This window comes from Cupriavidus campinensis (assembly GCF_905397395.1).
Classification (GTDB): Bacteria; Pseudomonadota; Gammaproteobacteria; order Burkholderiales; family Burkholderiaceae; genus Cupriavidus; species Cupriavidus campinensis.
In genome coordinates, this window is the sequence record NZ_CAJPVH010000003.1 from 49,407 (window position 1) to 70,925 (window position 21,519).

The window sequence follows — 21,519 nt, forward strand, 5'->3', positions numbered from 1 at the left end:
TCCGTGGGCGATGATCGCGCCATGACTGCCACGCACCCCTCCCTCCCGCTCTATCAACAGGTGGCCGGCCACTACCGGCAGGCCATCGCCGCCGGCACACTGGCCGTGGGGGACCGCATGCCGTCGGTGCGGTCGCTGATGGGGCTGCATGAGGTGAGCCTGTCCACGGCGCTCCAGGCGTGCCGGGAACTGGAAACCGCCGGGCTGCTGGAAGCACGGCCGCGCTCGGGCTACTTCGTGCGCGCGCCGTCGCGCCCGGCGCTGGCGCCGATCGAGGAACCGGCGGCCGGCCTGCCCGACCCAGCGCAGTACGTGGGCATTCACCAGCGCATCTCGGCCATCCTCGCGCGCAGCCAGCATCGCGATATCAAGATCAACCTCGGCGGCGCGTGCGGCGCGCCCTCGCTCTACCCCACGGCCGCGCTGCGCACCGCCACGGCCCGCGCGTTGCGGCGCTATCCCGATCTCTTTGGCAGCGCGGCCGAGGCAGACGGCCATCCGTCCCTGCGCGCCGCACTGGCCCGGCACGCGCTGCGCTCGCGCATCCAGCTCGCGCCCGAGGACGTGGTCGTCACCCATGGCTGCACCGAGGCGCTGAACCTTGCCCTGCGCGCCGTGGCCCAGCCGGGCGATGTCATCGCCGTGGAATCGCCCACGTATTACGGTTTGTTGCAGATTCTCGAGAGCCTGGGCATGCGCGCGCTCGAAATCCCGTGCAGCCCGCAGACCGGCATCTCGCTGGAGGCGCTGGAACTGGCCGCGCAGACCTACGACAACATCAAGGCCGTGGCCGTGGTGCCCAACCTGCAGAATCCGCTCGGCTGCGTCATGCCCGACGCGCACAAGCAGCGCCTGGTGGCGTGGTGCGAGGCGCGCGGCATCGCGCTGATCGAGGACGACAGCTGCGCTTCCACCTATGAGGGCGAGACGCCGCTCGCGGCGGCCAAGACGTGGGATACAACGGGCAACGTGATCCACTGCGCCTCGCTCCACAAGGTGCTGGCGCCGGGCATGCGGCTGGGCTGGATCGCCGCCGGCAAGTGGCAGGCGCGCGTGGAGATGCTCAAGTTCGGCCTCTCGCGGCCCAACGAGATGCTGGCGCAGATTGCCGTGGCCGATTTCATGGGCACCGGCGCTTTCGAGCGCCATCTGCGCCGCCTGCGCGAGCAGTTGCGCAACCAGCGCGAATGGATGGCGCAGGCCGTGGCGGGCAGCTTTCCGGCCGGCACGCGGCTCACCCTGCCGCGCGGCGGCTTGCACCTGTGGATCGAACTGCCGGCCGGGATGTCGTCTGAAACCGTCTTCGAGCAGGTGCTGGCCCATGGCATCCGGGTCATGCCGGGCTCGATGTTCTCGAATTCGAACCGCTTCGATCACTATCTGCGGCTCAACTGCGGCAATCCGCGCGAGCCGGCGATCGAACGCGCGTTGGAAACCGTGGCCGGCGTGGTACGCCGGCTGGCCCCCTGACGGCGCCCTCCGCCTTCCTGCGTCCCCGCGCACCCGCCCCCGGCACCGTTCTTGCGAGACTTCCGCCCAGATTTGTCCCAAAATGGCGGCGCCCTCGCCTATGCTTGTGCGCGGACACCGACTACCAGAACCAGGGAGAACAAACTTGGGCAGTGCACCCGCCGCTTCGCGGCTTGACGACGATTATCAAACGCTGTTCCAGCTCGCGCCGGTCTCGCTCTGGCTTGAGGACTTCAGCGCCGTGCGGCTGGCCTTCGACCAGCTGCGCGCGGGCGGGGTGACCGACCTGCGCGCCTATTTGCGCGAGCGCCCGGCCGAAGTGGCGCGCTGCTCGGCCCTGATCCGCGTGCTCGACGTCAACCGCCGCACGCTCGACCTCTTCCGCGCCGCCGACCTGGCGGACCTCGTCGCCAACCTCGACACCGTGTTCCGTGACGACATGTTCGACCAGCACGTCGAGGAACTGGGTCAGCTCTGGGACGGCGGCCGGCACTTCGCCAGCCAGACCGTCAACTACACGCTCGACGGCGAACGGCTGGACATCCGCCTCGACGCCACGGTCATGCCCGGCCACGAGCAGGACTGGTCGCGCGTGCTGCTGTCGATCGAGGACATCACCGCGCGCGTGCGCAGCGAGCGCGACCTGCGCCGCAGCCAGCAGTACGCCCAGGGGCTGTTCGAGCACTCGCCGGTCTCGCTCTGGGTGGAGGACTTCAGCGCGGTGAAGATGCTGCTGGACGAGGTACGCGCGGCCGGCATCACCGATTTTCGGACGTTTCTGAATGTGCACCCGGACTTCGTCTCGCGCTGCATGCAGGAAATCCGCGTGCTCGACGTCAACCAGCAGACGCTGACGATGTTCGCCGCGCCGAGCAAGGAGATCCTGCTGTCCCGGCTGGGCGACGTGTTCCGCGACGACATGCGCATCCACTTCGCCGAGCAGCTGATCGACCTCTGGCACGAAAAGCTCTGGCAGCAGCGCGAAGTCATCAACTACGCGCTCGATGGCCGCTCGGTGGACGTGTTCATGCAGTGGTCGGTCTTCCCGGGCCGGGAGGCAGACTGGGACCAGGTGCTGGTGTCGCTGACCGACATCACCGCGCGCAAAAAGGCGGAAGCCTACGTGGAGTTCCTGGGCAAGCACGACGTGCTGACCAAGCTCTACAACCGCGCCTATTACGAGGACGAGCTGGCGCGCCTGGGCCGCAAGGGGCCGTGGCCGGTCAGCGTGGTGGCGGTGGACCTCAATGGCCTGAAGCAGGTCAACGACCAGTACGGCCACGGCGACGGCGACGCGCTGCTGCGCCGCACAGGCGAGGTGCTCAAGAAAGCCGTGGGCGAGCAAGCCTGCGTGGCCCGCATCGGCGGCGACGAATTCATGGTTTTGCTACCCGGCAACGACGAACGCGGCGCGGCCACGGTGGTCGATCAGATCCAGCAGGTGGTGGAGCTGAACAACCAGTTCTATCCGGGTGCGCGGCTGTCGTTTTCGATTGGCGCCGCCACGTGCGCGCAGGGCGACCGGCTGACCGACACAGTCAAGCTGGCCGACAGCCGCATGTACGAGGACAAGCGCGCCCACTACGAGGCAGTGGGCGCGGAGCGTCGGCGGACGGGTGCCGCCGAGTCCTGACTATCGGGAAATAATCGGAAAAATCAGAGAAAAACGATCAGCGCGACGCCGCCGAGGATCAGTCCGAACTTGGTCACGTAATAGACGTTCTTGTTCCAGGACTTGAAGCGGCGGCGGTACTGCCCGCCCAGCCAGACGAAGCGGAACAGCTTGTTGATCGCGCCGGTCTGGTCGGTTTCCTCGTTCGGCGAGCTGGCGGCCGTCATCACCTTGCGGCCCATCCAGTGGTTGACCGCGGCGGCCCAGCGATAGCGCATCGGGCGCTCGATGTCGCAGAACAGGATCAGGCGATCCTTGTCGCTGCGGTTCTCGGCCCAGTGCAGGTAGGTTTCATCGAACACCACGCCATGGCCGTCGCGCCAGCTATGGCGCTCGCCGTCCACCTCGATGAAGCAGCGGTCATCGTTCGGCGTGGACAGCCCCAGGTGATAGCGCAGCGAGCCGGCAAACGGGTCGCGGTGCGGGTTCAGCTTGCCGCCCGGCGGCAGCTCGGCGAACATTGCCGCCTTCACGGTCGGCAACTCGCGCAGCAGCGCCACGGTCTTCGGGCACAGCGTCTCGGCGGACGGGTGCTGCGCCTCATACCATTTCAGGTAGAAACGCTTCCAGCCGTACTTGAAGAACGAGTTGAAGCCGGCGTCGTCATTCTTGTCGGCGGCCTTGATCTTGCGCATCGCGACCAGGGCCAGGCCCTCGTCACGAATTTGCGGCCAGGCGGCGCGCAGCTTCTCCAGGTCCGGGAAGCGTTCGACGCCGATGTACGGCGTGCGCGGCACGCCCGAGAACATGTACATGAAGCAGTTGACCGGCGCCACCAGCGCGGAGTGGTCGAGCAACTGGCGCATGAACGGCAGTCGCACCTTGCCGCGGAAATGCACATACAGGATCGCACCCAGATATCCAGCGACGATAATCCACTTGATCACGCGTAAAACCTCCAGAAATCAGGCCCAGGCCCGATTGAAGCCGGTATTTTATCCAAACGTCGGCGCCCGCGCATCGTGTGATGCGCGGGCCGCTTTTTTACTGCGGGAGGGTTCACGCCCCGCCGCGCGACTGGCGGGCGATGCGGTCGATCAGCGCCTTGGCGTCATCGGGCAATCCCTGCAACGTCAGCAGCCGCGCGTTGAGCACGATGTTCTCGAGCACGAGCTTGGCTGTGGATGCCCAAAGTGTCGCCAACAACGCTTCCTGCGACATCCCCGATAGCTCCAGTTCCGTCGAGCGTTCGGCGATCAGCTTGCAGGCGAGCGCACGCAACGCGTCGTCGTCGAACGGCAGGTTGGCATAGTCGATGGGGTCCGCACGCTCCACCTCCACCATCAGTTGCAGCAGCATATCCTCGGTCATCGGCAAGCTCCTTAGGACGATTCTGATTCTGATATTACGCGGGCATCAAACCTGAAAATCGGCGGCGATGTCGGCATCGGTGCGCGCGGCGAGCCGCCCCGACCGGCAAGCCGTGGTGAAGGCCTCGTAGTCGCGTTCCACCTGGTCCGCGTAGGCGTTGGCATAGCCCACCAGCGCCTCGGCCATGGCATCGCTGGTGCCCAGGTAGCCGCTGATCTCCGGCGCAAGGTTGCTCGCCTTGGCATGCGCGCGGGCCAGTGCCCGACCGCAGATGCGCCCGTAGCCGGTCAGCAGGTCGGCATCCATCAGTTCGATCTCGGCCGAGAATTTCATGTCGCGCAACTGCCGGGCGTAGAAATGGCGGCCGTACGGCCCCTTGGTCCAGCCCAGGAACAGGTCGCTGGCGGCCTGCATCAGGCGTTGCCCCTCCACCACGCGCCGGCCCTCGTGCGTCAGCTTCGGCGACTTGAAGAAGCGCGCCACCACCGATTGCGTGGCTTCCTTGAACTGGAGGAACAGCGGCTTGTCATGGCTGTCCGTGAGCAGCTGGATCAGGCAGCGCGTGCCCACGCTGCCCACGCCCACCACCTTGAAGGCGATGTCCTGGGAGGTGAAGTGCGAGAGCAGTTCGCGGCGATCGGCGGCCAGCGTGGTGATGTAATCGCTGAAGCACCTGGCAATCACTTCGGGGCCGATGTCGGTCTTGAGCCAGTCGTCGTCCTCGGTGAACAGCGTTTGCTCGCCGCGCACATGGAAGAGGGCCGGCGGGGCGTCCAGGATGCGCCAGCGGTGCCCCTCGCGCTCGCTCAGCTTCGGCAGCAGCGTCTCATGCGTCCGGCTGGCGGCGCGCTCCATCGCGCGGCGGATCTCCTTCTGGGCCACAGGGTTGAGCGCCTCGGCCAGCAGGCGGTCGAACGTAATGCGGTCGTACCAGGTTTCCAGCACGCCCATTTCCGCATACATGGCCATGCGGTCACGGTAGCCGTTGACCACTTCGCACACCATGTTGTCGGCGACGGCCTTGCTGTGGCGCAGGTGGCGCGCGGCCACCACCATACTGGCGGTCAGCCGCTTCAGGTCCCACTCCCATGGGCCGGGGCTGGTCTCGTCGAAATCGTTCAGATCGAACAGCAGCGCGCGCTCGGGCGTAGCAAACCCGCCGAAATTCGAGAGGTGGCAGTCGCCGCAGATCTGGATGGTCATGCCCGAGGCTGGCGTGCCGGCAAGGTCGTGCGCCTGGATGATCGCGCCGCCTCGGAAAAATGCGAACGGGGACTGGATCATGCGCCCGTAGCGCAAGGGCACCAGCCGCTCCACCCGGCCAGCGCTGCTGGTCTCGAGCAGCGGTATCGGGTCCCGGTCCACATTGCCGACCGCCGCGTGCGAGCGCCGCGGCACCAGTTGGCGCAGCGCCTTGCCGCGGGCGCGCCGTTCGTTCAGATCCGCCACATGTTCCAAAATGCCTCCATGCCTTCGGCCGGAAAAACGTTGTGAAACCAGCGATTTGTGCAGCGTATGTAACGAAGCTAAGACAAGCGTCGCACATTGTCAATTTGGCACCGCACGTCGCATGCATCACATCTGGCCGTGCCTTTGCGGAAAAATCAGACGCCCCCCTACAAAGGTGTCACAACTAAGCGTGTAAGCTTGGGTCTCATCTCGCAGCACCAACAAGGAACCATCGAGTCCATGACAAAGAATTTTCTTGCAGCCATGCGCCAGTACGTGTGGTTCAGGGGGGTGAAGCACCATGTGGTCCAGGGCGTGGAAGCACTGGCCGATCTGCTCAAGTCCCCTTCCGTCGCCGCCCGTGCCGTGGCCGCGATCGTTTCCGAAACCGAACAAGGCGTGCAGGTGTGGGTCTCGTACTTCGGCAAGCCGATGGACCCGCATACGAACTACGTGCTCTGGCCCACGCGGGCGCTGAAGCCCGCACGGCGGCGCATCACGCCGCAATTGCCCCGGTCCTGATCGCCCCCCGGCCCTGCGTCTCACAATTGCGTCTCACAATCGTTCGACAAGGAGCAGCCATGCCCGAACCGCAACATGATGAAGCGCTGGTCAACAATTTTCTGGAGCGCGTGTCCGCGCTGTCGGTCAGCGCCTTCGATGGCGCCGACGTGACGCAGGAGCTCACGCAACTGATGCGCGATGCATCGACCAAGCTGGGCGGCGGCGGCAATATCGCCGTGCTCAAGGGCCGCCTCACCGATCGCGCCGAGGCGGCCGAGCGCGAAGGCCAGCCGCAGGTGCGCGACACGTTCGCGAAGGCGGCGTCGCTGGTGCACGCGTAGGCGTCAGGCGCTGAAAATACGATGTGGGAAAGTACTGCCAGGAACGCTCTGCCGTGATCGGCAGAGGTGTTTGAAGAGGGCTTCAGAGGTGTTGGTTGCGGGGGCAGGATTTGAACCTGCGACCTTCGGGTTATGAGCCCGACGAGCTGCCAGACTGCTCCACCCCGCGTCTGAAGGAGATGAATTATGGGGGATCGTCCCGCATAAGGCAACCACTATTTCCACTTTCTGCACCATGAAGAAGAAAACGCCCGCGAAGGGCGTTTTCTTTTTGTGCATTACCGACGCGGATCACGCGATACGCCGCACCGTGTGCGCGTCATCAAGATCATCGAGCGTCGAGGCAACGTAGCGGTTCACGTGCTCGAGCGCCTCGAGCTTCGTATCGAAAGGATGGCTCGGAAAAGGATTGTGCCGGGCCATCAGGATTTCGCCGTCCACGCGCCGGATGACCTCGATCAGGATCCCCCACTTGCCCTTCGGCAAATTGATCACTTCGTAGACGATCTTGAACCCTTCATACTCGGGCATGGTTACCTCCTGTCTTCTGCAAGGCGCGAACATCGCGCTCCACATCCAGACTAGGGGTCACCCCGCCGATCAAAAATGATCCTGATCAAGTTCCGGCCCGACAGACGCATCACGACGTGATATGCGTCATTGCACTGGCCACAAGGAACTTTGCTGTCTATCTGACCGGCCCCAAAAGTTTGTCGATAAGGGCGTAGGCAGCACTGAAAGCCGCCACTTCGGCCGCGTGCCGCGTGGCAAATTCGTGGCCGCCGCTGGAAAGTATCTCGATATCACCGGTATCAGAGGGATCGACACCTTCCTCGGCAACGCGCACCTCGTAGCCATACGTTTCGGTGTCGGCCACGCTGCCGGCCACCGCCTGACGATGCGACGACACCAGCACGTAGGCATCCATGCCGCGATAGCCCTCCACCCGCCATTCATCCTGGTTCATGCGCGTTCTCCCTGCGATCGACAAGACCGATGCAGGTTTGAGCGGTGCGCGGGCGGAGCGTTCCAGCGAGCGAAAGGGAAATACGGGGAGCGGGGGCGGAGAATCGAGGCCAGAATGCAAAAAGGGCTTCCGTTTCCGGAAGCCCTTTTTGACTCGATAGGTGGCGCGGCTGGCAGGATTCGAACCCACGACCCCTTGGTTCGTAGCCAAGTACTCTATCCAACTGAGCTACAGCCGCACTCGAGAAATGAGATTATATAGAAGTTTTCAGTTTTGTGAACCCCCTACGCCGCATTTTTTTCGCCCGGCGCGCCCCAGCCGCGCAACTTCCTATAATGACTACCCGAAGAAGTGATCCGGACCATGAACAAGGCTTTTGTCAAAGAGTCGTCGAACGATGACGACGACGACCTGCCCGAGGGCGCGACACCGCTGCCCGCCGGCACCAAGAACTACATTACCGCCACGGGCTACAACCGGCTGCGCGACGAGCTGATGCACCTGATCGACGTGGAGCGTCCCGAGGTGGTGCAGATCGTCTCCTGGGCCGCCTCCAACGGCGACCGCTCCGAGAACGGCGACTATCTCTACGGCAAGAAGCGGCTGCGCGAGATCGACCGCCGCATCCGCTTCCTCACGCGCCGGCTCGACAAGGCCGAAGTCGTCGACCCCTCGCTGCAGGGCGACAACGACCAGGTCTTCTTCGGCGCCACGGTCACCTATGCGAACCAGTCGGGCGACGAAACCACCATCACCATCGTCGGCATGGACGAGGTAGACCTCGACAACAACCATGTGAGCTGGATTTCGCCGATCGCCAAGGCGCTGATCAAGGCGCGCGAGGGCGACACCGTGCCGCTGCGCACGCCGGCCGGGATGGAACAGATCGATATATTGGAAGTCCGCTACCCGGCGAAGGCCGCGGTGAACTAGGCGTCAGCCGTCGTTGCGGTCGCGGAAGATCCGGATTACGTCCGGGTTGCGCCGCAGCCCACGCATCACGTTGGCCAGGTGCAGGCGGTTCTGGACCTGGATCACGAACTGCATGTACGTGGCTTCCTGGTGGCCGCCCTGCTGCTGTTCCATGGCCACGTGGGCCACGTTGGCGTCGGCGGCGGTCAGGTCCGCGGCCACGCGCGCCACGATGCCCTTCACGTTGCGCACCATGACCTTGATCGACACGTCGAAGGCGCGCGTCGTCTTCTTGGCCCACATGACCTCGATCCAGTGCTCCGGGTCCTTGCTGTGCAGCCGCTTGGCCACCTTGCAGTCCTGCACGTGGATCTGCAGCCCCTCGCCCTTGCCCAGATAGCCGACGATCGAATCGCCCGGAATCGGCCGGCAGCAGGCCGAGAAGATCATCGACATGCCTTCGTCGCCGGTGATCGGCACGGCCGGCGCTTCCTCGCCCGCAAAGGTCTGCACGGCGGCCAGCAGCGCGCTGTCGACGTCGCCGGACAGCTCCTGCAGCAGGATCTCCATGCGCCGCGCCACCACTGCCGGCACGCGGCGGCCGAGCGCCAGGTCGGCGAAGATGTCTTCCTTATGCTTGTTGCCGGTCCACTGGATCATGCGATCCCAGACCGCCTGCGGCACCGCCTTCAGCTCGATGCCAAGCTGGCGCGTCGACTGCTCCAGCAGGCGCTCGCCCAGCTGGATGGCCTCGTCGAGCTTGGTGGTCTTGAGGTAATGCCGGATCGCCGCGCGCGCCTTGCCCGTGCGGACGAAGGCGAGCCACGCCGGATTCGGCTTCGAGTACGGCGCCGTCACCACCTCGACGATATCGCCGCTCTTCAGCTCGGTGCGCAGCGGCAGCAGCTCGTTGTTGATCTTGACCGCCACGCACTGGTTGCCCAGGTCGCTGTGCACCGCGTAGGCGAAGTCCAGCGCCGTGGCGCCGCGCGGCAGTGCGCGGATATGGCCCTTCGGCGTGAACACGTAGACCGCGTCCGGGAACAGGTCGATCTTGACGTGCTCCAGGAACTCCTGCGAGTCGCCGGTCTGGCTCTGGATGTCCAGCAGTGACTGCAGCCACTGGTGGGCCTGCTGCTGGATATCGTTGGCGTGATCGGCCTGGTGCTTGTACATCCAGTGCGCAGCCACGCCGGCCTCGGCAATCTGGTGCATGCCGCGCGTGCGGATCTGGAACTCCACCGGCGTACCGAACGGGCCCACCAGCGTCGTGTGCAGCGACTGGTAGCCGTTGATCTTCGGAATCGCGATGTAGTCCTTGAACTTGCCCGGCATCGGCTTGTACAGGCTGTGCAGCGCACCCATCGCCATGTAGCAGTGCATCTGCGTTTCCACCACCACGCGGAAGCCGTAGACGTCCAGCACCTGCGAGAACGACAGCTGCTTGTCGTGCATCTTGCGATAGATGCTGTACAGCGTCTTTTCGCGCCCGGACAGCTCGGCCACGATGCCGGCGTCGGCCAGCGCGCGCTCGGCGGCTTCCAGGATGCGCTTGACCACCTCGCGCCGGTTGCCGCGCGCGGCCTTGACGGCCTTCTCCAGCGTGGCGTAGCGGAACGGCGAGCCCACCTTGAACGACAGTTCCTGGAGCTCGCGGTAAATCGTGTTGAGACCCAGCCGGTGCGCGATCGGCGCGTAGATCTCCATGGTTTCGAGCGCGATCCGGCGCCGCTTCTCGGGCGGCACGAAATCGAGCGTACGCATGTTGTGCGTGCGATCGGCCAGCTTGACCAGGATCACCCGCACATCGCGCGCCATCGCGAGCAGCATCTTGCGGAAGCTTTCCGCCTGCGCCTGCTCGCGGCTCTGGAATTCGAGCTTGTCCAGCTTGGTCAGGCCATCCACCAGTTCCGAGACCTTGGGACCGAATTTCTCGGCCAGCTCGCTCTTGGTGATGCCCTGGTCCTCCATCACGTCATGGAGCAGCGCGGCCATGATCGACTGGACGTCCAGCTTCCAGTCCGCGCACAGCTCCGCCACCGCCACCGGATGGGTGATGTAGGGCTCGCCGCTCTGGCGGTACTGGCCCAGGTGGGCCTCGTCGGAAAACTGGAAGGCTTCGCGCACCAGCGCCTGGTCGGCGGGCTTCAGGTACGCGAGCTTCTCCATCAGCCGGGCGATGGAGATGACCTGCTGGCGCGGCGGAACCGCTGGCTGCGAGGTCGGGCCGAAGAAGTGCCGGTATGACTGCGCCAGCACTGCGTCGATGAAGAGCTCGCCCGCCGGCGCGGCCGGCAGGGTGCCCTCGACGGGCTCGGCCACGAGTTCGCTGGCCAGGCCCGCACGTGACTTACCCTGCAGCGGCGGCACGACAGACCGCTCCCCGACGACGTTGTCGCCGAGCGGATCGGGCAGGTTCGGGGCGCCGGTTCGGGCGGTCATCGGCATCTGGCCAGACATGGCGCGCCTACCTCCGGGTGAACCCGGCGGCGCAGGCGGCAAGCCGACTGACACCGGCAGTGCGGAGGGTGTGGCAGGCAAGGGGGCGCCCGGCGCCACGCTGGCGGCGGCAACGGGGCCCAATGCCGGCCGTTCGCCGTCCGTCCGTACGCCGGGCGGGACCGGCGGGACGATCGCGGGATGGATCGCGGACTTGGACGACGATGAAGACATGGGGGCGGCCCCTGGAATCCGGACGAATGCGCGGCTGAATCCGCACGTACGCGAGACAACGATGCACCACAGGCCGCCCTGGCAATCAGGTCGGCACCTTCTTCAGCATCTCGATGCCGATCTGGCCGGACGCGATCTCGCGCAGCGCCACCACGGTGGGCTTGTCTTTGGCCTCGACCTTGGGCGTATGGCCCTGCACCAGCTGGCGTGCCCGGTACGTCGCGGCGAGCGCAAGCTCAAAGCGGTTCGGGATGTGTTTCAGACAATCTTCGACGGTAATACGCGCCATATTGAATCCACCTTGGGACAAAACCTGTTCGACAGGCCGTCATTTTACAGCACGCGGCCGGAAACGTTCCGGCCGCCCCCTGGGCACCGACCTCAGGTCAGTGAATGCCCAACTCGATGAACAGCTCGTTGTGGCGTGCCTTCTGCGACGAAAAGCGCAGACGGGTGGCACGAACGACGTCCTTCAGCTGCGCCAGCGCGTCATCGAACACCTCGTTGATGATGACGTAGTCCGACTCCGACGCATGCGACATTTCGCTGCCCGCGGCCAGCAGGCGGCGCACGATCACGTTCGGCTCGTCCTGGCCGCGTTTCTTGAGCCGCTCCTCGAGCGCGGTCAGCGACGGCGGCAGGATGAAGATCTCCACCGCGTTCGAAAACCGCTTGTGCACCTGCTGGGCGCCCTGCCAGTCGATCTCGAGCAGCACATCGTTGCCCTGGGCCATCTGCTGCTCGATCCAGACCTGGGACGTGGCGTAGTAGTTGCCGTGCACCTCGGCCCATTCCAGGAACTCACCCCGGTCGCGTGCGGCGCGGAACTCGTCCACGGTAGTGAAATGGTACTCGCGGCCGTTCTGCTCGCCCGGGCGCGGCTTGCGCGTGGTGTGTGAGATCGACAGGCGGATGGCCGAATCCTGCGACAGCAGCTTGTTCACCAGCGTGGACTTGCCGGCGCCGGACGGGGCCACCACCATGAACAGGTTGCCGGGGTAGGCGGTGTCGATGGCGACGTGCGGCGTGGACTGGGACGCGGTGTGGGACGTTTCACTCATGATCTGTGATCTGGTTTAGGACTTATTCGAGATTCTGGATCTGTTCGCGCATCTGCTCGATCAGCAGCTTGAGCTCCATCGACGCATCGGCCAGCTCCTTGGCGGCGGCCTTCGAGCCAAGCGTGTTCGCCTCGCGGTTCAGCTCCTGCATCATGAAGTCGAGCCGCTTGCCGACCTGACCGCCCTTCTTCAGGATATGCCGCGTTTCGTTGAGGTGGGCCTGCAGGCGCGACAGTTCCTCGGCAATATCGATGCGAATGCCATACACCGTGGCTTCCTGGCGGATGCGCTCGCCGATCTCGTCGCGGCTCATCGACGGCATGCCGGACGGTGCGGCCAGGTTGAACGCCTCCTGGAGGCGCTCGGTCAGCTTTTCCTGGTGATGGGCGATCAGTTGCGGGATGGTCGGCGTCAGGCGCTCGACGATGGCCAGCATGGCGTCGATGCGCTCCATGAGCGTGGCCTTGAGGGCCTCGCCCTCGCGCCGGCGCGCTTCCAGCAGCTGGTTCAACGCGTCACGCGCGGCACCCGTGACAGCCTCGCGCAGGGACTCCTGCGACAGTTCCGGCTCCACCAGCACGCCGGGCCAGCGCAGGATCTCGCCCATGCGCAGCGAACCGGCGCCGCTGAACGTAGCGGCTACGGTGGACTCCAGCGCGCGGATCTGGTCCAGCAGGCCCTGGTTCAGCGCCAGCGTGGCGCCGCCGGTATCGGTGCGCTGCAGGTTGATGCGGCACTCCAGCTTGCCACGCGACAGCTCGCCCATGAGCATCTCGCGCAGGGCGGGCTCGAACGCGCGGCATTCCTCGGGGGCGCGGAACAACAGGTCGAGAAAACGCGAATTGACAGTCCGGAATTCCACCGAAACCGAGGCGGTCCGGCCGCTGGGCTCGCCCTTGGCGTTTGTCAGCGGCGCCTGGCGCGTCGCCAGGCCATACCCTGTCATGCTGTGGATCATTGTCGGTTATCTCGCGTAAGAGTCGGAAAGGGTCGGAAAGGGTCGAAATACGGGTAAATCGGGGCGGTAATCGCATGCCGCCGGGGCCTGCAAGCCAGCACCGGGGCGGGTGCGCGGGCAGCGCGCCGGCCGGGCAGAAAATCAACGGAAAACCCGGTTGGAAAACGCGGATTTTTGGCAACAGTCCCCGCTAATGTTTTCTTTACAAGTGATCGATTAGCCGGGAGAATCCGTGGGCAAATGAGGTCCCGAATCCTATGACAGAGTCCAAGGGCGCTAACCAACCCAAGAGTGCGCCGCTGCCCATCGGCACGCTGCTCGCCAACTACCGTATTGTAAAGAAGTTGGCCAGCGGGGGGTTCAGTTTCGTCTACCTCGCCACCGATGAAACCGGCGCCCCGGTGGCCATCAAGGAATACCTGCCGTCCTCGCTGGCCCGCCGCAACCCGGGCGAGCTGATTCCGGTCGTCCCGGACGAGAACGCGGCCTCGTTTCGCCTGGGCCTGAAATATTTCTTCGAGGAAGGCCGCTCGCTGGCACGCATTTCCCATCCGAGCGTGGTGCGCGTGGTGAATTTCTTCCGCGAGAACTCCACGGTCTACATGGTCATGAACTACGAGCTGGGCAAGACGCTGCAGGAGCATATCCTGCAGGCCCGGCAGCAGGGCAAGCCCAAGGTCCTGCGCGAGCGGTTCATCCGCAAGGTATTCCACGACCTGATGAGCGGGCTGCGCGAAGTCCATATCCACAAGCTGCTGCACCTGGACATCAAGCCCGGCAATATCTACCTGCGCGAGGACGAATCGCCGATCCTGCTCGACTTCGGCGCCGCGCGGCAGATCCTGACCATGGAAGCCGCCCGCTTCCAGCCGATGTACACCCCCGGTTTCGCCGCGCCCGAACTCTACGGCAAGCACAGCGACCTCGGCCCCTGGACCGACATCTACAGCCTGGGCGCCACGCTTTACGCGTGCATGGCCGGCATGCCGCCGCAGGAAGCCAACCAGCGCGAGAAGGAAGACCGCATGGGCGAATCGATCGCCCGCCTGCGCGCCACCTATACCAACGGGCTGGTGGACCTCGTGGAATGGTGCCTCCGGCTCACGCCGTCCGAGCGCCCGCAAAGCGTGTTCCGCCTCCAGAAGGAGTTGCGCGACCAGAGCAACGCGCTGGGCGAACAATCCGCCGCCGCGGCAGCGGCCAACCCCGCCGGGCCCGTTACCGAACGCATGAACGCAACGAGCCGCTTCATGACCTTGCTGCGCCGCCGCGACGACACCGCCACCACGCAGAGCGGCGATTAAATCACTACGCGTCGGCCCCGCGCACCCGCCGGGCCGGCCCTGACCGAACTCACGACAACATGCGATTCTCCGTCTACCAGGAAAGCCGGAAAGGCGGCCGCCGTATCAACCAGGACCGCATGGGCTACTGCTTCACGCGTGATGCCCTGCTGATGGTGCTGGCCGACGGCCTGGGCGGCCATGCGCTGGGCGAAGTCGCCGCGCAGCAAGCCCTGCAGACGCTGGCGCGCCAGTTCCAGACCCAGGCCCGCCCGGCCATCCGCAATCCGGCGGACTTCCTCCAGGACACGGTCATGCTGGCGCACCGCGAGATCCATCGCTACGCCGAAGCCAACCGCCTGGCGGACGTGCCGCGCACCACCGTGGTCTGCTGCCTGATCCAGAACGGCCAGATCCACTGGGCCCACGCCGGGGATTCGCGCCTGTACCTGATCCGCAAGGGCACGCTGCTCACCCGCACCCGCGATCACTCGAAGATCGAAAACCTGCTTCAGCAGGAGCGCGTGCTGCCGATGGACGTGGCCAACCACCCCGAGCGCAACAAGCTGTACAACTGCCTTGGCTCGCCCAACCTGCCGCTGATCGACATCGGCGGCCCGGTGCGCCTGGAACCGGGCGACGTGGCGATGCTGTGCTCGGACGGCCTGTGGGGCGCGCTGGAAGAAAAGGTCATCGTCGACAAGGTGACCAGCCTGTCGGTGGTGCACGCCATTCCGGACATGATCGAACAGGCGCTTCAAAACGCGGGCGAAGGTGCCGACAACACCACAGCCATCGCCATGATGTGGGAGGCCGACGCCACCGTGCCGAACGACGACGCCGTGCTGACCGACACCCTGCCACTGAACGCCTTCACCACGTCGATCCTGGAGCGGACGGGCAGCGAGAACGACCTGCTGTCCGAGGAAGAGATCGAACGGTCGATTGCCGAGATCCGCGCCGCGATCGACAAGACCACCAATTTCATGCGCTGAAGTACCGCGCATGGGGCGCCGGCGGGCACGCATGGCCTGCCGGCGTTAGAATCGCGGTCTCACCCGATTCCAACGAAAGATCCCCATGCGACCCAGCGGACGCGCAGCCGATGCGCTGCGACCCATCACCCTGACCCGCCACTACACCCGCCACGCGGAAGGTGCCGTGCTGAGTGCCTTTGGCGATACCAAGGTGCTGTGCACGGCCAGCGTGCTGGCCAAGGTGCCGCCGCACAAGAAAGGCAGCGGCGAAGGCTGGGTCACGGCCGAGTACGGCATGCTGCCCCGCGCCACGCACACCCGCTCCGACCGCGAGGCCGCGCGCGGCAAGCAGACCGGCCGCACGCAGGAGATCCAGCGCCTGATCGGCCGCGCCATGCGCACGGTGTTCGACCTCGGCGCGCTGGGCGAGTACACCCTCCATCTCGATTGCGACGTGCTCCAGGCAGACGGCGGCACCCGCACGGCCGCCATCACCGGCGCCTTCGTGGCCGCCCATGACGCCGTGAGCAAGATGCTGGCCGATGGCCTGATCGCAAAAAGTCCAATTCTTGACTTCGTGGCCGCGGTTTCCGTGGGCATGGTCGATGGCGTGCCCGTGCTCGACCTCGACTACGCCGAGGACAGCAGCTGCGACACCGACATGAACGTGGTGATGACCGGCAGCGGCGGCTTCGTCGAAGTACAGGGCACCGCCGAAGGCGTGCCGTTCAGCCGCGCCGACCTGGACGCCATGACGCGCCTGGCCGAAGCCGGCATTGCCGACCTCGTGCGCCACCAGAAGCTGGCGCTCGGCCTGTAAGCGACGAGAACCGTGCAAAGCAAAAGGGGATGACGATGCAACGCCTTGTGCTGGCCTCCAACAATCCCGGCAAGCTGAGCGAGTTCGGCGCGCTGCTGATGCCGCTGGGCATCGACGTGGTGCCGCAGGGCGACCTCGGCATTCCCGAAGCCGAGGAACCGCATCCGACCTTCGTCGAGAACGCACTGGCCAAGGCGCGCCACGCCAGCCGGCTCGCCGGCATGCCGGCGCTGGCCGACGACTCGGGCATCTGCGTGGACGCGCTGGACGGCGCCCCGGGCGTGTATTCGGCCCGCTACGCGCAAAGCGTGGGCAAGCCAAAGTCCGACGCGGCCAACAACGCGCACCTGATCTCGCAGTTGGCCGGCAAGCTCAATCGCCACGCGCATTACTACTGCGTGCTGGTGCTGGTGCGCCATGCCGACGACCCGCGCCCGATCATCGCCGAAGGCACCTGGGCCGGCGAGGTGGTCGACGCCCCGCGCGGCGCCGGCGGCTTCGGCTACGACCCGCATTTCCTGCTCCCGCGCATCGGCAAGACGGCCGCCGAACTCAGCGCGGAAGAGAAGAACGCCATCAGTCACCGCGCGCTGGCGCTCCAGGGGCTGGTGGCCCGGCTCCAGGCGGCCAGCCTGAAGGTTCGCGCATGATTCCGATTCACCCCGTCAGCAGCGGCAAGCCGGCTGTTTCCGCCGCCGCTTCGCCCGCCGTTTCTCCCGCCGACAACCAGCAACTCTGGCTCAAGCCGGGCCAGATTGCCCTGCCAGGCTCCCCGCCGCTCTCGCTCTACGTGCATATCCCGTGGTGCGTGCGCAAGTGTCCGTATTGCGATTTCAACTCGCACGCGGCGCCGGGCACCGTCGGCGGACAAGACAGCCACGACATCCCCGAAGACGCCTACCTCGACGCACTGCGCGCCGACCTGGAACAATCGCTGCCGCTGGTCTGGGGCCGCCCCGTGCATACGGTGTTTATCGGCGGAGGCACGCCGAGCCTGCTGTCCGCTGCCGGCATGGACCGGCTGCTATCGGACATCCGCGCGCTGCTGCCGCTCGATGCCGACGCCGAGATCACGATGGAAGCCAACCCCGGCACCTTCGAGGCCGAGCGGTTCGCGAGCTACCGCGCGAGCGGCATCAACCGGCTGTCGATCGGCATCCAGAGCTTCAGCGACCGGCATCTCCAGGCGCTGGGCCGCATCCACGGCGAGCGCGAGGCGCGCGCGGCCATCGAGATCGCCCAGGCCAGTTTCGACAACGTCAACCTCGACCTGATGTACGCGCTGCCGGGCCAGACCGTGGAGGAATGCGTGCGCGACCTCGAAGCGGCGCTGGCCTATGGCACCACGCACCTGTCGATGTACCACCTGACGCTGGAGCCGAACACGCTGTTCGCCAAGTACCCGCCCGCGCTGCCGGACGAGGACATCGCCTACGAGATGCAGGACATCATCGAGGCCCGCACCGGCGAGGCCGGCTTCCGGCACTACGAGACCTCGGCCTACGGCAAGCCGCACCGGGAGGCGCGGCACAACCTCAATTACTGGCGTTTTGGCGATTACCTCGGCATCGGGGCGGGCGCGCACGGCAAGCTGTCGTTCCCGCACCGGGTGCTGCGCCAGATGCGGCACAAGCACCCCGCCACCTATATGCGCGAGGCGATGGCCGGCAACGCCGTGCAGGAAGCGCGCGATGTGAGCGCCGACGAACTGCCGTTCGAGTTCATGCTCAACGCGCTGCGGCTGACCGACGGCGTCCCGGCATCGAGCTTCCACGACTACACCGGCCTGCCCCTGCACACCATCAGCAAGACCCTGGCCGAAGCCGAGAAGAAAGGCTTGCTGGAGGCCGACCTCGCCACGATCCGCCCGACCGAACTGGGCCGGCGCTTCCTGAACGACCTCCAGGAGATGTTCCTGAAGGACTGAACCGGCACCTGGTCCCGCCATCCCCCCCACCCCGGACTATATTGGGGAGAAGGTCGCGGCACGCTTGCCGCCGACCGCCTCGGGAAGTGCGCTGGAGGTGCCGCCATGAAGCTTGAACCGCTGGTCTGCCAAAGCGTTGAGGTCCGGCCGGTTCTGGTGCCACTGAAACGGCCTATCGTGTCGAAAGTTGGCGCATTCGACCAGTGGCCGTTGATCCTGATCGATCTTCACACCCGGGAAGGCATTGTCGGCCGCAGCTATCTTGAGCCGTACCTCAAGCAAGCCGCGAAGTACATCGTGCCCGTCATCCGAGACCTTGTCGCGGCGCGGGCAGGCACCCCGCTTTGCCCGCTGGATGACTTCCAGCACGCCAGGCGCGCCCTGCACCTTGTGGGCTACGAGGGTATTACGATGATCGCCATCGCGGCGCTCGACATGGCCGCGTGGGACGCCCTTGGCCAGGCCGCCGGCTTGCCGCTCGCCGCATTGCTCGGGGGCGCGGTGGGCAAGGTGCCGGCGTACAACAGCAACGGACTCTGGCTGAGCGACGTCGGCGGGCTTGCCGAGGAGGCCGCCGCGCTCGTTGCAGAGGGCGGCTTCCACGCGCTGAAGCTGCGGCTGGGCCGCGAGCGGCTGCAGGACGACCTCGACGCCATTCGTAGCGTCCGGGAAGCCGTCGGCGAAGACACCAAACTCATGGTGGATTTCAACCAGGGCCTGTCGTTCGACGACGCCCTGCGCCGCTGCCACGCGCTCGACGATCAAGGGCTCTACTGGTTCGAGGAGCCGGTCGCCTACACCAACACCGACGGACATGCACAGTTGGCCCGGGAGATCAGGACGCCGATCCAGTTAGGCGAAAACTTCTACGGTCCGCGGGATGTTTGGAAGGCATTGCAGGCCGGCGCCTGCGATTGCGTCATGTTGGACATGATGCGGATCGGCGGCGTGTCGGGCTGGCTGCGCGCCGCGCCGATCGCGTCCGCTGCGGGGATCCCGGTCTCTACGCACCTGTATCCGGAAGCCTGCGCGCACCTGATGCGCATCACAGAGACCCCACACTGGCTGGAATGGCAGGATTGGGGCTACCCCGTCCTGAAGGCGCCCTTCGCGCTCGAAGACGGGCAACTCATCGTGCCGGACAGGCCCGGTCTGGGGATCGAGTGGGACGAGCCCGCCGTGAAGCGGTTTCAATACGAGTGAAACCGGGTCAAACGGGCCTCCGATGAAAAAGCCACGCATGACGCGTGGCTTTTTCGTAGAACTACGAGGTGCGTACTCAGTACGGCGTAGCCATGTCGTTGGCCACGCGCGCCCGGTCGCCCACGCGCAGGTTGCCGATGTTGCTCTGCGTCACGGTGGCCATCCGGCCATCGTCCAGCCGCACGTTCACGCGATACACGGTCTGCGTATTACTGCCCGCGCGTTTCTCGATCTGGTTGCCGGCCACGGCGCCCGCCACGGCACCGCCGATGGTCGCCACGGTCTGGCCACGCCCGCCACCGATCTGGTGGCCGAGCAAGCCGCCCGCCGCGCCGCCAATCACGGTGCCGAGCAGGCCGGAACTGCCTTGCGTGCTGCTGATCGGCTCGATCGACTCCACGCGGCCCGTGAACACCGACCCGGCCGGGGCCTGGTAGGTGGTCTGGTTCGGGTCCTGGTAACCCGTGTTGGGCGGCGCGTTGTTGTAGTTGCCGTAGCCGTTGTAGCCCGGTTGCGCGCACCCTGCCAGGGTGGCCGCACAGGCCAGCGCGCCAAGGGCCAGCCACGATTTGCTGCGATGTTGCTGCATGGATAAGTCCTCCTCTATCGCTTGTTTGAGATGCCAACGCGCGGCAGGCAGGCGCCGCACGTCCTGCCAATATGAGGCGATGTGGCCCACAAGGTTCCGCTGTGTCCGACAAACACCGACAACGCAGGCAAAGCGATTGACGAGGGCATCACACTACGGGCCGCCGCCACCTTGTATAATGCGGCCCTCCAAGGAAGCGTGGCCGAGTGGTTTAAGGCAGCAGTCTTGAAAACTGCCGATGGGGTGACCCATCCGTGAGTTCGAATCTCACCGCTTCCGCCAGACAAATAAAAAACCCCGCCATTCAGGCGGGGCGAAGCACTGCTGTGGAGCATTGACCCCCACGGTGATTCGGTCCGGGCGCTTACTCCAGCGTGATCTTGCCCTGCTCGATCACGGTCTTCCAGCGCTTCAGTTCCTCGTTCTCGAACTGGACGAACTGCTCCGGCGTGTTGGCGACGACTTCGAAGCCCTGCTCGCCCAGCTTCTTCTGCATCCCCGGTTCCTTGAGCGCGCTCACCAGCGCGCCATGCAGGCGCGACTTCACGTCCGCCGGCAGGCCCTTCGGGGCGGCCACGGCCTGCCACGAATAGACTTCCACATCCTTGACACCGGCCTCGGCCATCGTCGGCACGTCCGGCAGCAGGGCCGAGCGCTTGTCCGACGTAATCGCCAGCGCGCGCAGCTTGCCCGTGCGGATGTGCTGGATGACCGCGTTGAGGTTCTGGAACGAGACATCGACCTGGCCCGCTAGCAGGTCCGAGATGGCCGGCGCGCCGCCCTTGTACGGCACGTGCAGGCCGTCAGTGCCGCTCTTCTGCCAGAACAGCGCCGCGGTCAGGTGGTCGGACGACCCCGCGCCCGAGGTGGCGAAGCTCACCTTGCCCGGGTTCTTCTTCATATGGGCAACCAGTTCCGCCAGGTTCTTGGCCGGGAAGTTCGGGTTGGCCACCAGCACGTTCGGCGCGCGTACGGCCACGGTCAGCAGGTCGAAGTCCTTGGCCGGGTCATAGGCCAGGTTCTTCTGGAGGAACGGGTTGACCGCGTACACGCCAATCGAGGCCACCAGCAGCGTGTAGCCATCGGCCGGGGCACGCTTGACGAAGGTGGCACCGATCGCGCCCGTGGCGCCGGGGCGGTTGTCGATCACGAACGGCTGGCCCAGCTTGTCGTTGAGCGGTTGCGCCAGCACGCGGGCGATGGTGTCCGACGACCCGCCAGCCGGGAACGGCACCACCATCGTCACCGCCTTCTGCGGCCAGGCCGTGCCGGCCGCAACGGCCACACTGCTGACCGTGGCGCCCACGGCCAGGGCGACGAATACACCGGCAATCCGGCGGAACAGCGTCTTCTGTTTCAGCATTGTCTTGTCTCCTGTCTGACTGTCTTATCTTTAATGCCT

The 21,519-nt window shown here is 65.6% G+C and carries 22 protein-coding genes and 3 tRNA genes; 12 read left to right on the forward strand and 13 right to left on the reverse strand.

The features are described 5' to 3' along the window. The first annotated feature begins 21 nt into the window (after positions 1–21). Positions 22–1,470, forward strand: coding sequence for an aminotransferase-like domain-containing protein (locus KHO18_RS02935; protein WP_211942755.1), 1,449 nt, complete (start codon positions 22–24; stop codon positions 1,468–1,470). A 100-nt stretch (positions 1,471–1,570) separates the two neighbouring features. Continuing rightward, entirely contained in the window at positions 1,571–3,103 is a 1,533-nt protein-coding gene (locus KHO18_RS02940) for a sensor domain-containing diguanylate cyclase (protein ID WP_211942756.1), read from the forward strand. Positions 3,104–3,126: 23 nt separating this feature from the next. Here the strand turns inward: KHO18_RS02940 and lpxO are convergent, their stop codons facing one another. The 3 genes from lpxO to KHO18_RS02955 all read right to left on the reverse strand — a co-directional run bounded on the left by lpxO (position 3,127) and on the right by KHO18_RS02955 (position 5,911). After that, positions 3,127–4,029 (reverse strand): lipid A hydroxylase LpxO, encoded by a 903-nt coding sequence (gene lpxO / locus KHO18_RS02945; protein WP_144201685.1) that lies wholly within the window; start codon positions 4,027–4,029, stop codon positions 3,127–3,129. Between the two features lie 112 nt (positions 4,030–4,141). Beyond that, positions 4,142–4,453, reverse strand: coding sequence for a hypothetical protein (locus tag KHO18_RS02950; protein WP_092292255.1), 312 nt, complete (start codon positions 4,451–4,453; stop codon positions 4,142–4,144). 45 nt (positions 4,454–4,498) lie between these two features. Continuing rightward, positions 4,499–5,911, reverse strand: a complete 1,413-nt coding sequence (locus KHO18_RS02955; protein ID WP_144201687.1) for a DUF2252 domain-containing protein — start codon at positions 5,909–5,911, stop codon at positions 4,499–4,501. Positions 5,912–6,142: 231 nt separating this feature from the next. Here KHO18_RS02955 and KHO18_RS02960 point away from each other — a divergent pair, with 231 nt between their 5' ends. Next, positions 6,143–6,424 (forward strand): hypothetical protein, encoded by a 282-nt coding sequence (locus KHO18_RS02960; RefSeq protein ID WP_092292251.1) that lies wholly within the window; start codon positions 6,143–6,145, stop codon positions 6,422–6,424. A gap of 59 nt (positions 6,425–6,483) precedes the next feature. After that, positions 6,484–6,747, forward strand: coding sequence for a hypothetical protein (locus KHO18_RS02965; RefSeq protein ID WP_092292249.1), 264 nt, complete (start codon positions 6,484–6,486; stop codon positions 6,745–6,747). A 92-nt stretch (positions 6,748–6,839) separates the two neighbouring features. Here the strand turns inward: KHO18_RS02965 and KHO18_RS02970 are convergent. The 4 genes from KHO18_RS02970 to KHO18_RS02985 all read right to left on the reverse strand — a co-directional run bounded on the left by KHO18_RS02970 (position 6,840) and on the right by KHO18_RS02985 (position 7,952). Continuing rightward, positions 6,840–6,916, reverse strand: a tRNA-Met gene (locus tag KHO18_RS02970). Positions 6,917–7,038: 122 nt separating this feature from the next. Further along, positions 7,039–7,278, reverse strand: a complete 240-nt coding sequence (locus tag KHO18_RS02975) for a hypothetical protein (RefSeq protein ID WP_144201689.1) — start codon at positions 7,276–7,278, stop codon at positions 7,039–7,041. Positions 7,279–7,435: 157 nt separating this feature from the next. Further along, complete coding sequence (locus KHO18_RS02980; RefSeq protein WP_144201691.1) at positions 7,436–7,714, reverse strand: hypothetical protein; 279 nt, start codon at positions 7,712–7,714, stop codon at positions 7,436–7,438. 161 nt (positions 7,715–7,875) lie between these two features. Continuing rightward, a tRNA-Arg gene (locus KHO18_RS02985) sits at positions 7,876–7,952 on the reverse strand. Positions 7,953–8,077: 125 nt separating this feature from the next. On the opposite strand from KHO18_RS02985, the gene greB reads away from it, so the two are divergent. Further along, entirely contained in the window at positions 8,078–8,647 is a 570-nt protein-coding gene (gene greB / locus KHO18_RS02990; RefSeq protein ID WP_144201693.1) for a transcription elongation factor GreB, read from the forward strand. Between the two features lie 3 nt (positions 8,648–8,650). Here greB and KHO18_RS02995 read toward each other — a convergent pair whose 3' ends face one another. The 4 genes from KHO18_RS02995 to KHO18_RS03010 all read right to left on the reverse strand — a co-directional run bounded on the left by KHO18_RS02995 (position 8,651) and on the right by KHO18_RS03010 (position 13,318). Continuing rightward, entirely contained in the window at positions 8,651–11,068 is a 2,418-nt protein-coding gene (locus KHO18_RS02995; protein ID WP_144201725.1) for a RelA/SpoT family protein, read from the reverse strand. 316 nt (positions 11,069–11,384) lie between these two features. Then, on the reverse strand, positions 11,385–11,588 hold the full coding sequence (gene rpoZ, locus KHO18_RS03000; protein WP_006162413.1) for a DNA-directed RNA polymerase subunit omega: 204 nt from the start codon (positions 11,586–11,588) through the stop codon (positions 11,385–11,387). A gap of 97 nt (positions 11,589–11,685) precedes the next feature. After that, on the reverse strand, positions 11,686–12,360 hold the full coding sequence (gene gmk / locus KHO18_RS03005; protein ID WP_144201695.1) for a guanylate kinase: 675 nt from the start codon (positions 12,358–12,360) through the stop codon (positions 11,686–11,688). Between the two features lie 22 nt (positions 12,361–12,382). After that, complete coding sequence (locus KHO18_RS03010; protein WP_144201697.1) at positions 12,383–13,318, reverse strand: YicC/YloC family endoribonuclease; 936 nt, start codon at positions 13,316–13,318, stop codon at positions 12,383–12,385. Between the two features lie 257 nt (positions 13,319–13,575). Between KHO18_RS03010 and KHO18_RS03015 the strand changes: the two genes are divergently transcribed. From KHO18_RS03015 to KHO18_RS03040, 6 genes are all read left to right on the forward strand, one after another. Beyond that, entirely contained in the window at positions 13,576–14,622 is a 1,047-nt protein-coding gene (locus tag KHO18_RS03015) for a serine/threonine protein kinase (protein WP_144201699.1), read from the forward strand. A 59-nt stretch (positions 14,623–14,681) separates the two neighbouring features. After that, on the forward strand, positions 14,682–15,596 hold the full coding sequence (locus tag KHO18_RS03020; protein ID WP_144201701.1) for a PP2C family protein-serine/threonine phosphatase: 915 nt from the start codon (positions 14,682–14,684) through the stop codon (positions 15,594–15,596). Between the two features lie 85 nt (positions 15,597–15,681). Beyond that, entirely contained in the window at positions 15,682–16,398 is a 717-nt protein-coding gene (rph, locus tag KHO18_RS03025; RefSeq protein WP_144201703.1) for a ribonuclease PH, read from the forward strand. A gap of 35 nt (positions 16,399–16,433) precedes the next feature. Then, entirely contained in the window at positions 16,434–17,048 is a 615-nt protein-coding gene (gene rdgB / locus KHO18_RS03030; protein ID WP_092293271.1) for an RdgB/HAM1 family non-canonical purine NTP pyrophosphatase, read from the forward strand. Continuing rightward, positions 17,045–18,325 carry a radical SAM family heme chaperone HemW gene (hemW, locus tag KHO18_RS03035; protein ID WP_211942757.1) on the forward strand — a complete coding sequence of 427 codons (1,281 nt, stop codon included), beginning with the start codon at positions 17,045–17,047 and terminating at the stop codon, positions 18,323–18,325. The genes rdgB and hemW overlap by 4 nt, the downstream gene beginning before the upstream one ends. A 105-nt stretch (positions 18,326–18,430) precedes the next feature. Further along, positions 18,431–19,528 carry an enolase C-terminal domain-like protein gene (locus KHO18_RS03040; RefSeq protein WP_144201707.1) on the forward strand — a complete coding sequence of 366 codons (1,098 nt, stop codon included), beginning with the start codon at positions 18,431–18,433 and terminating at the stop codon, positions 19,526–19,528. Positions 19,529–19,604: 76 nt separating this feature from the next. Here KHO18_RS03040 and KHO18_RS03045 read toward each other — a convergent pair whose 3' ends face one another. Continuing rightward, entirely contained in the window at positions 19,605–20,117 is a 513-nt protein-coding gene (locus tag KHO18_RS03045; protein WP_144197510.1) for an outer membrane lipoprotein, read from the reverse strand. 192 nt (positions 20,118–20,309) lie between these two features. Between KHO18_RS03045 and KHO18_RS03050 the strand changes: the two genes are divergently transcribed. Next, a tRNA-Ser gene (locus KHO18_RS03050) sits at positions 20,310–20,399 on the forward strand. Positions 20,400–20,481: 82 nt separating this feature from the next. On the opposite strand, the gene KHO18_RS03055 is transcribed toward KHO18_RS03050, so the two are convergent. Then, positions 20,482–21,480, reverse strand: a complete 999-nt coding sequence (locus KHO18_RS03055; protein WP_144197509.1) for a Bug family tripartite tricarboxylate transporter substrate binding protein — start codon at positions 21,478–21,480, stop codon at positions 20,482–20,484. Between the last annotated feature and the right edge of the window lie 39 nt (positions 21,481–21,519).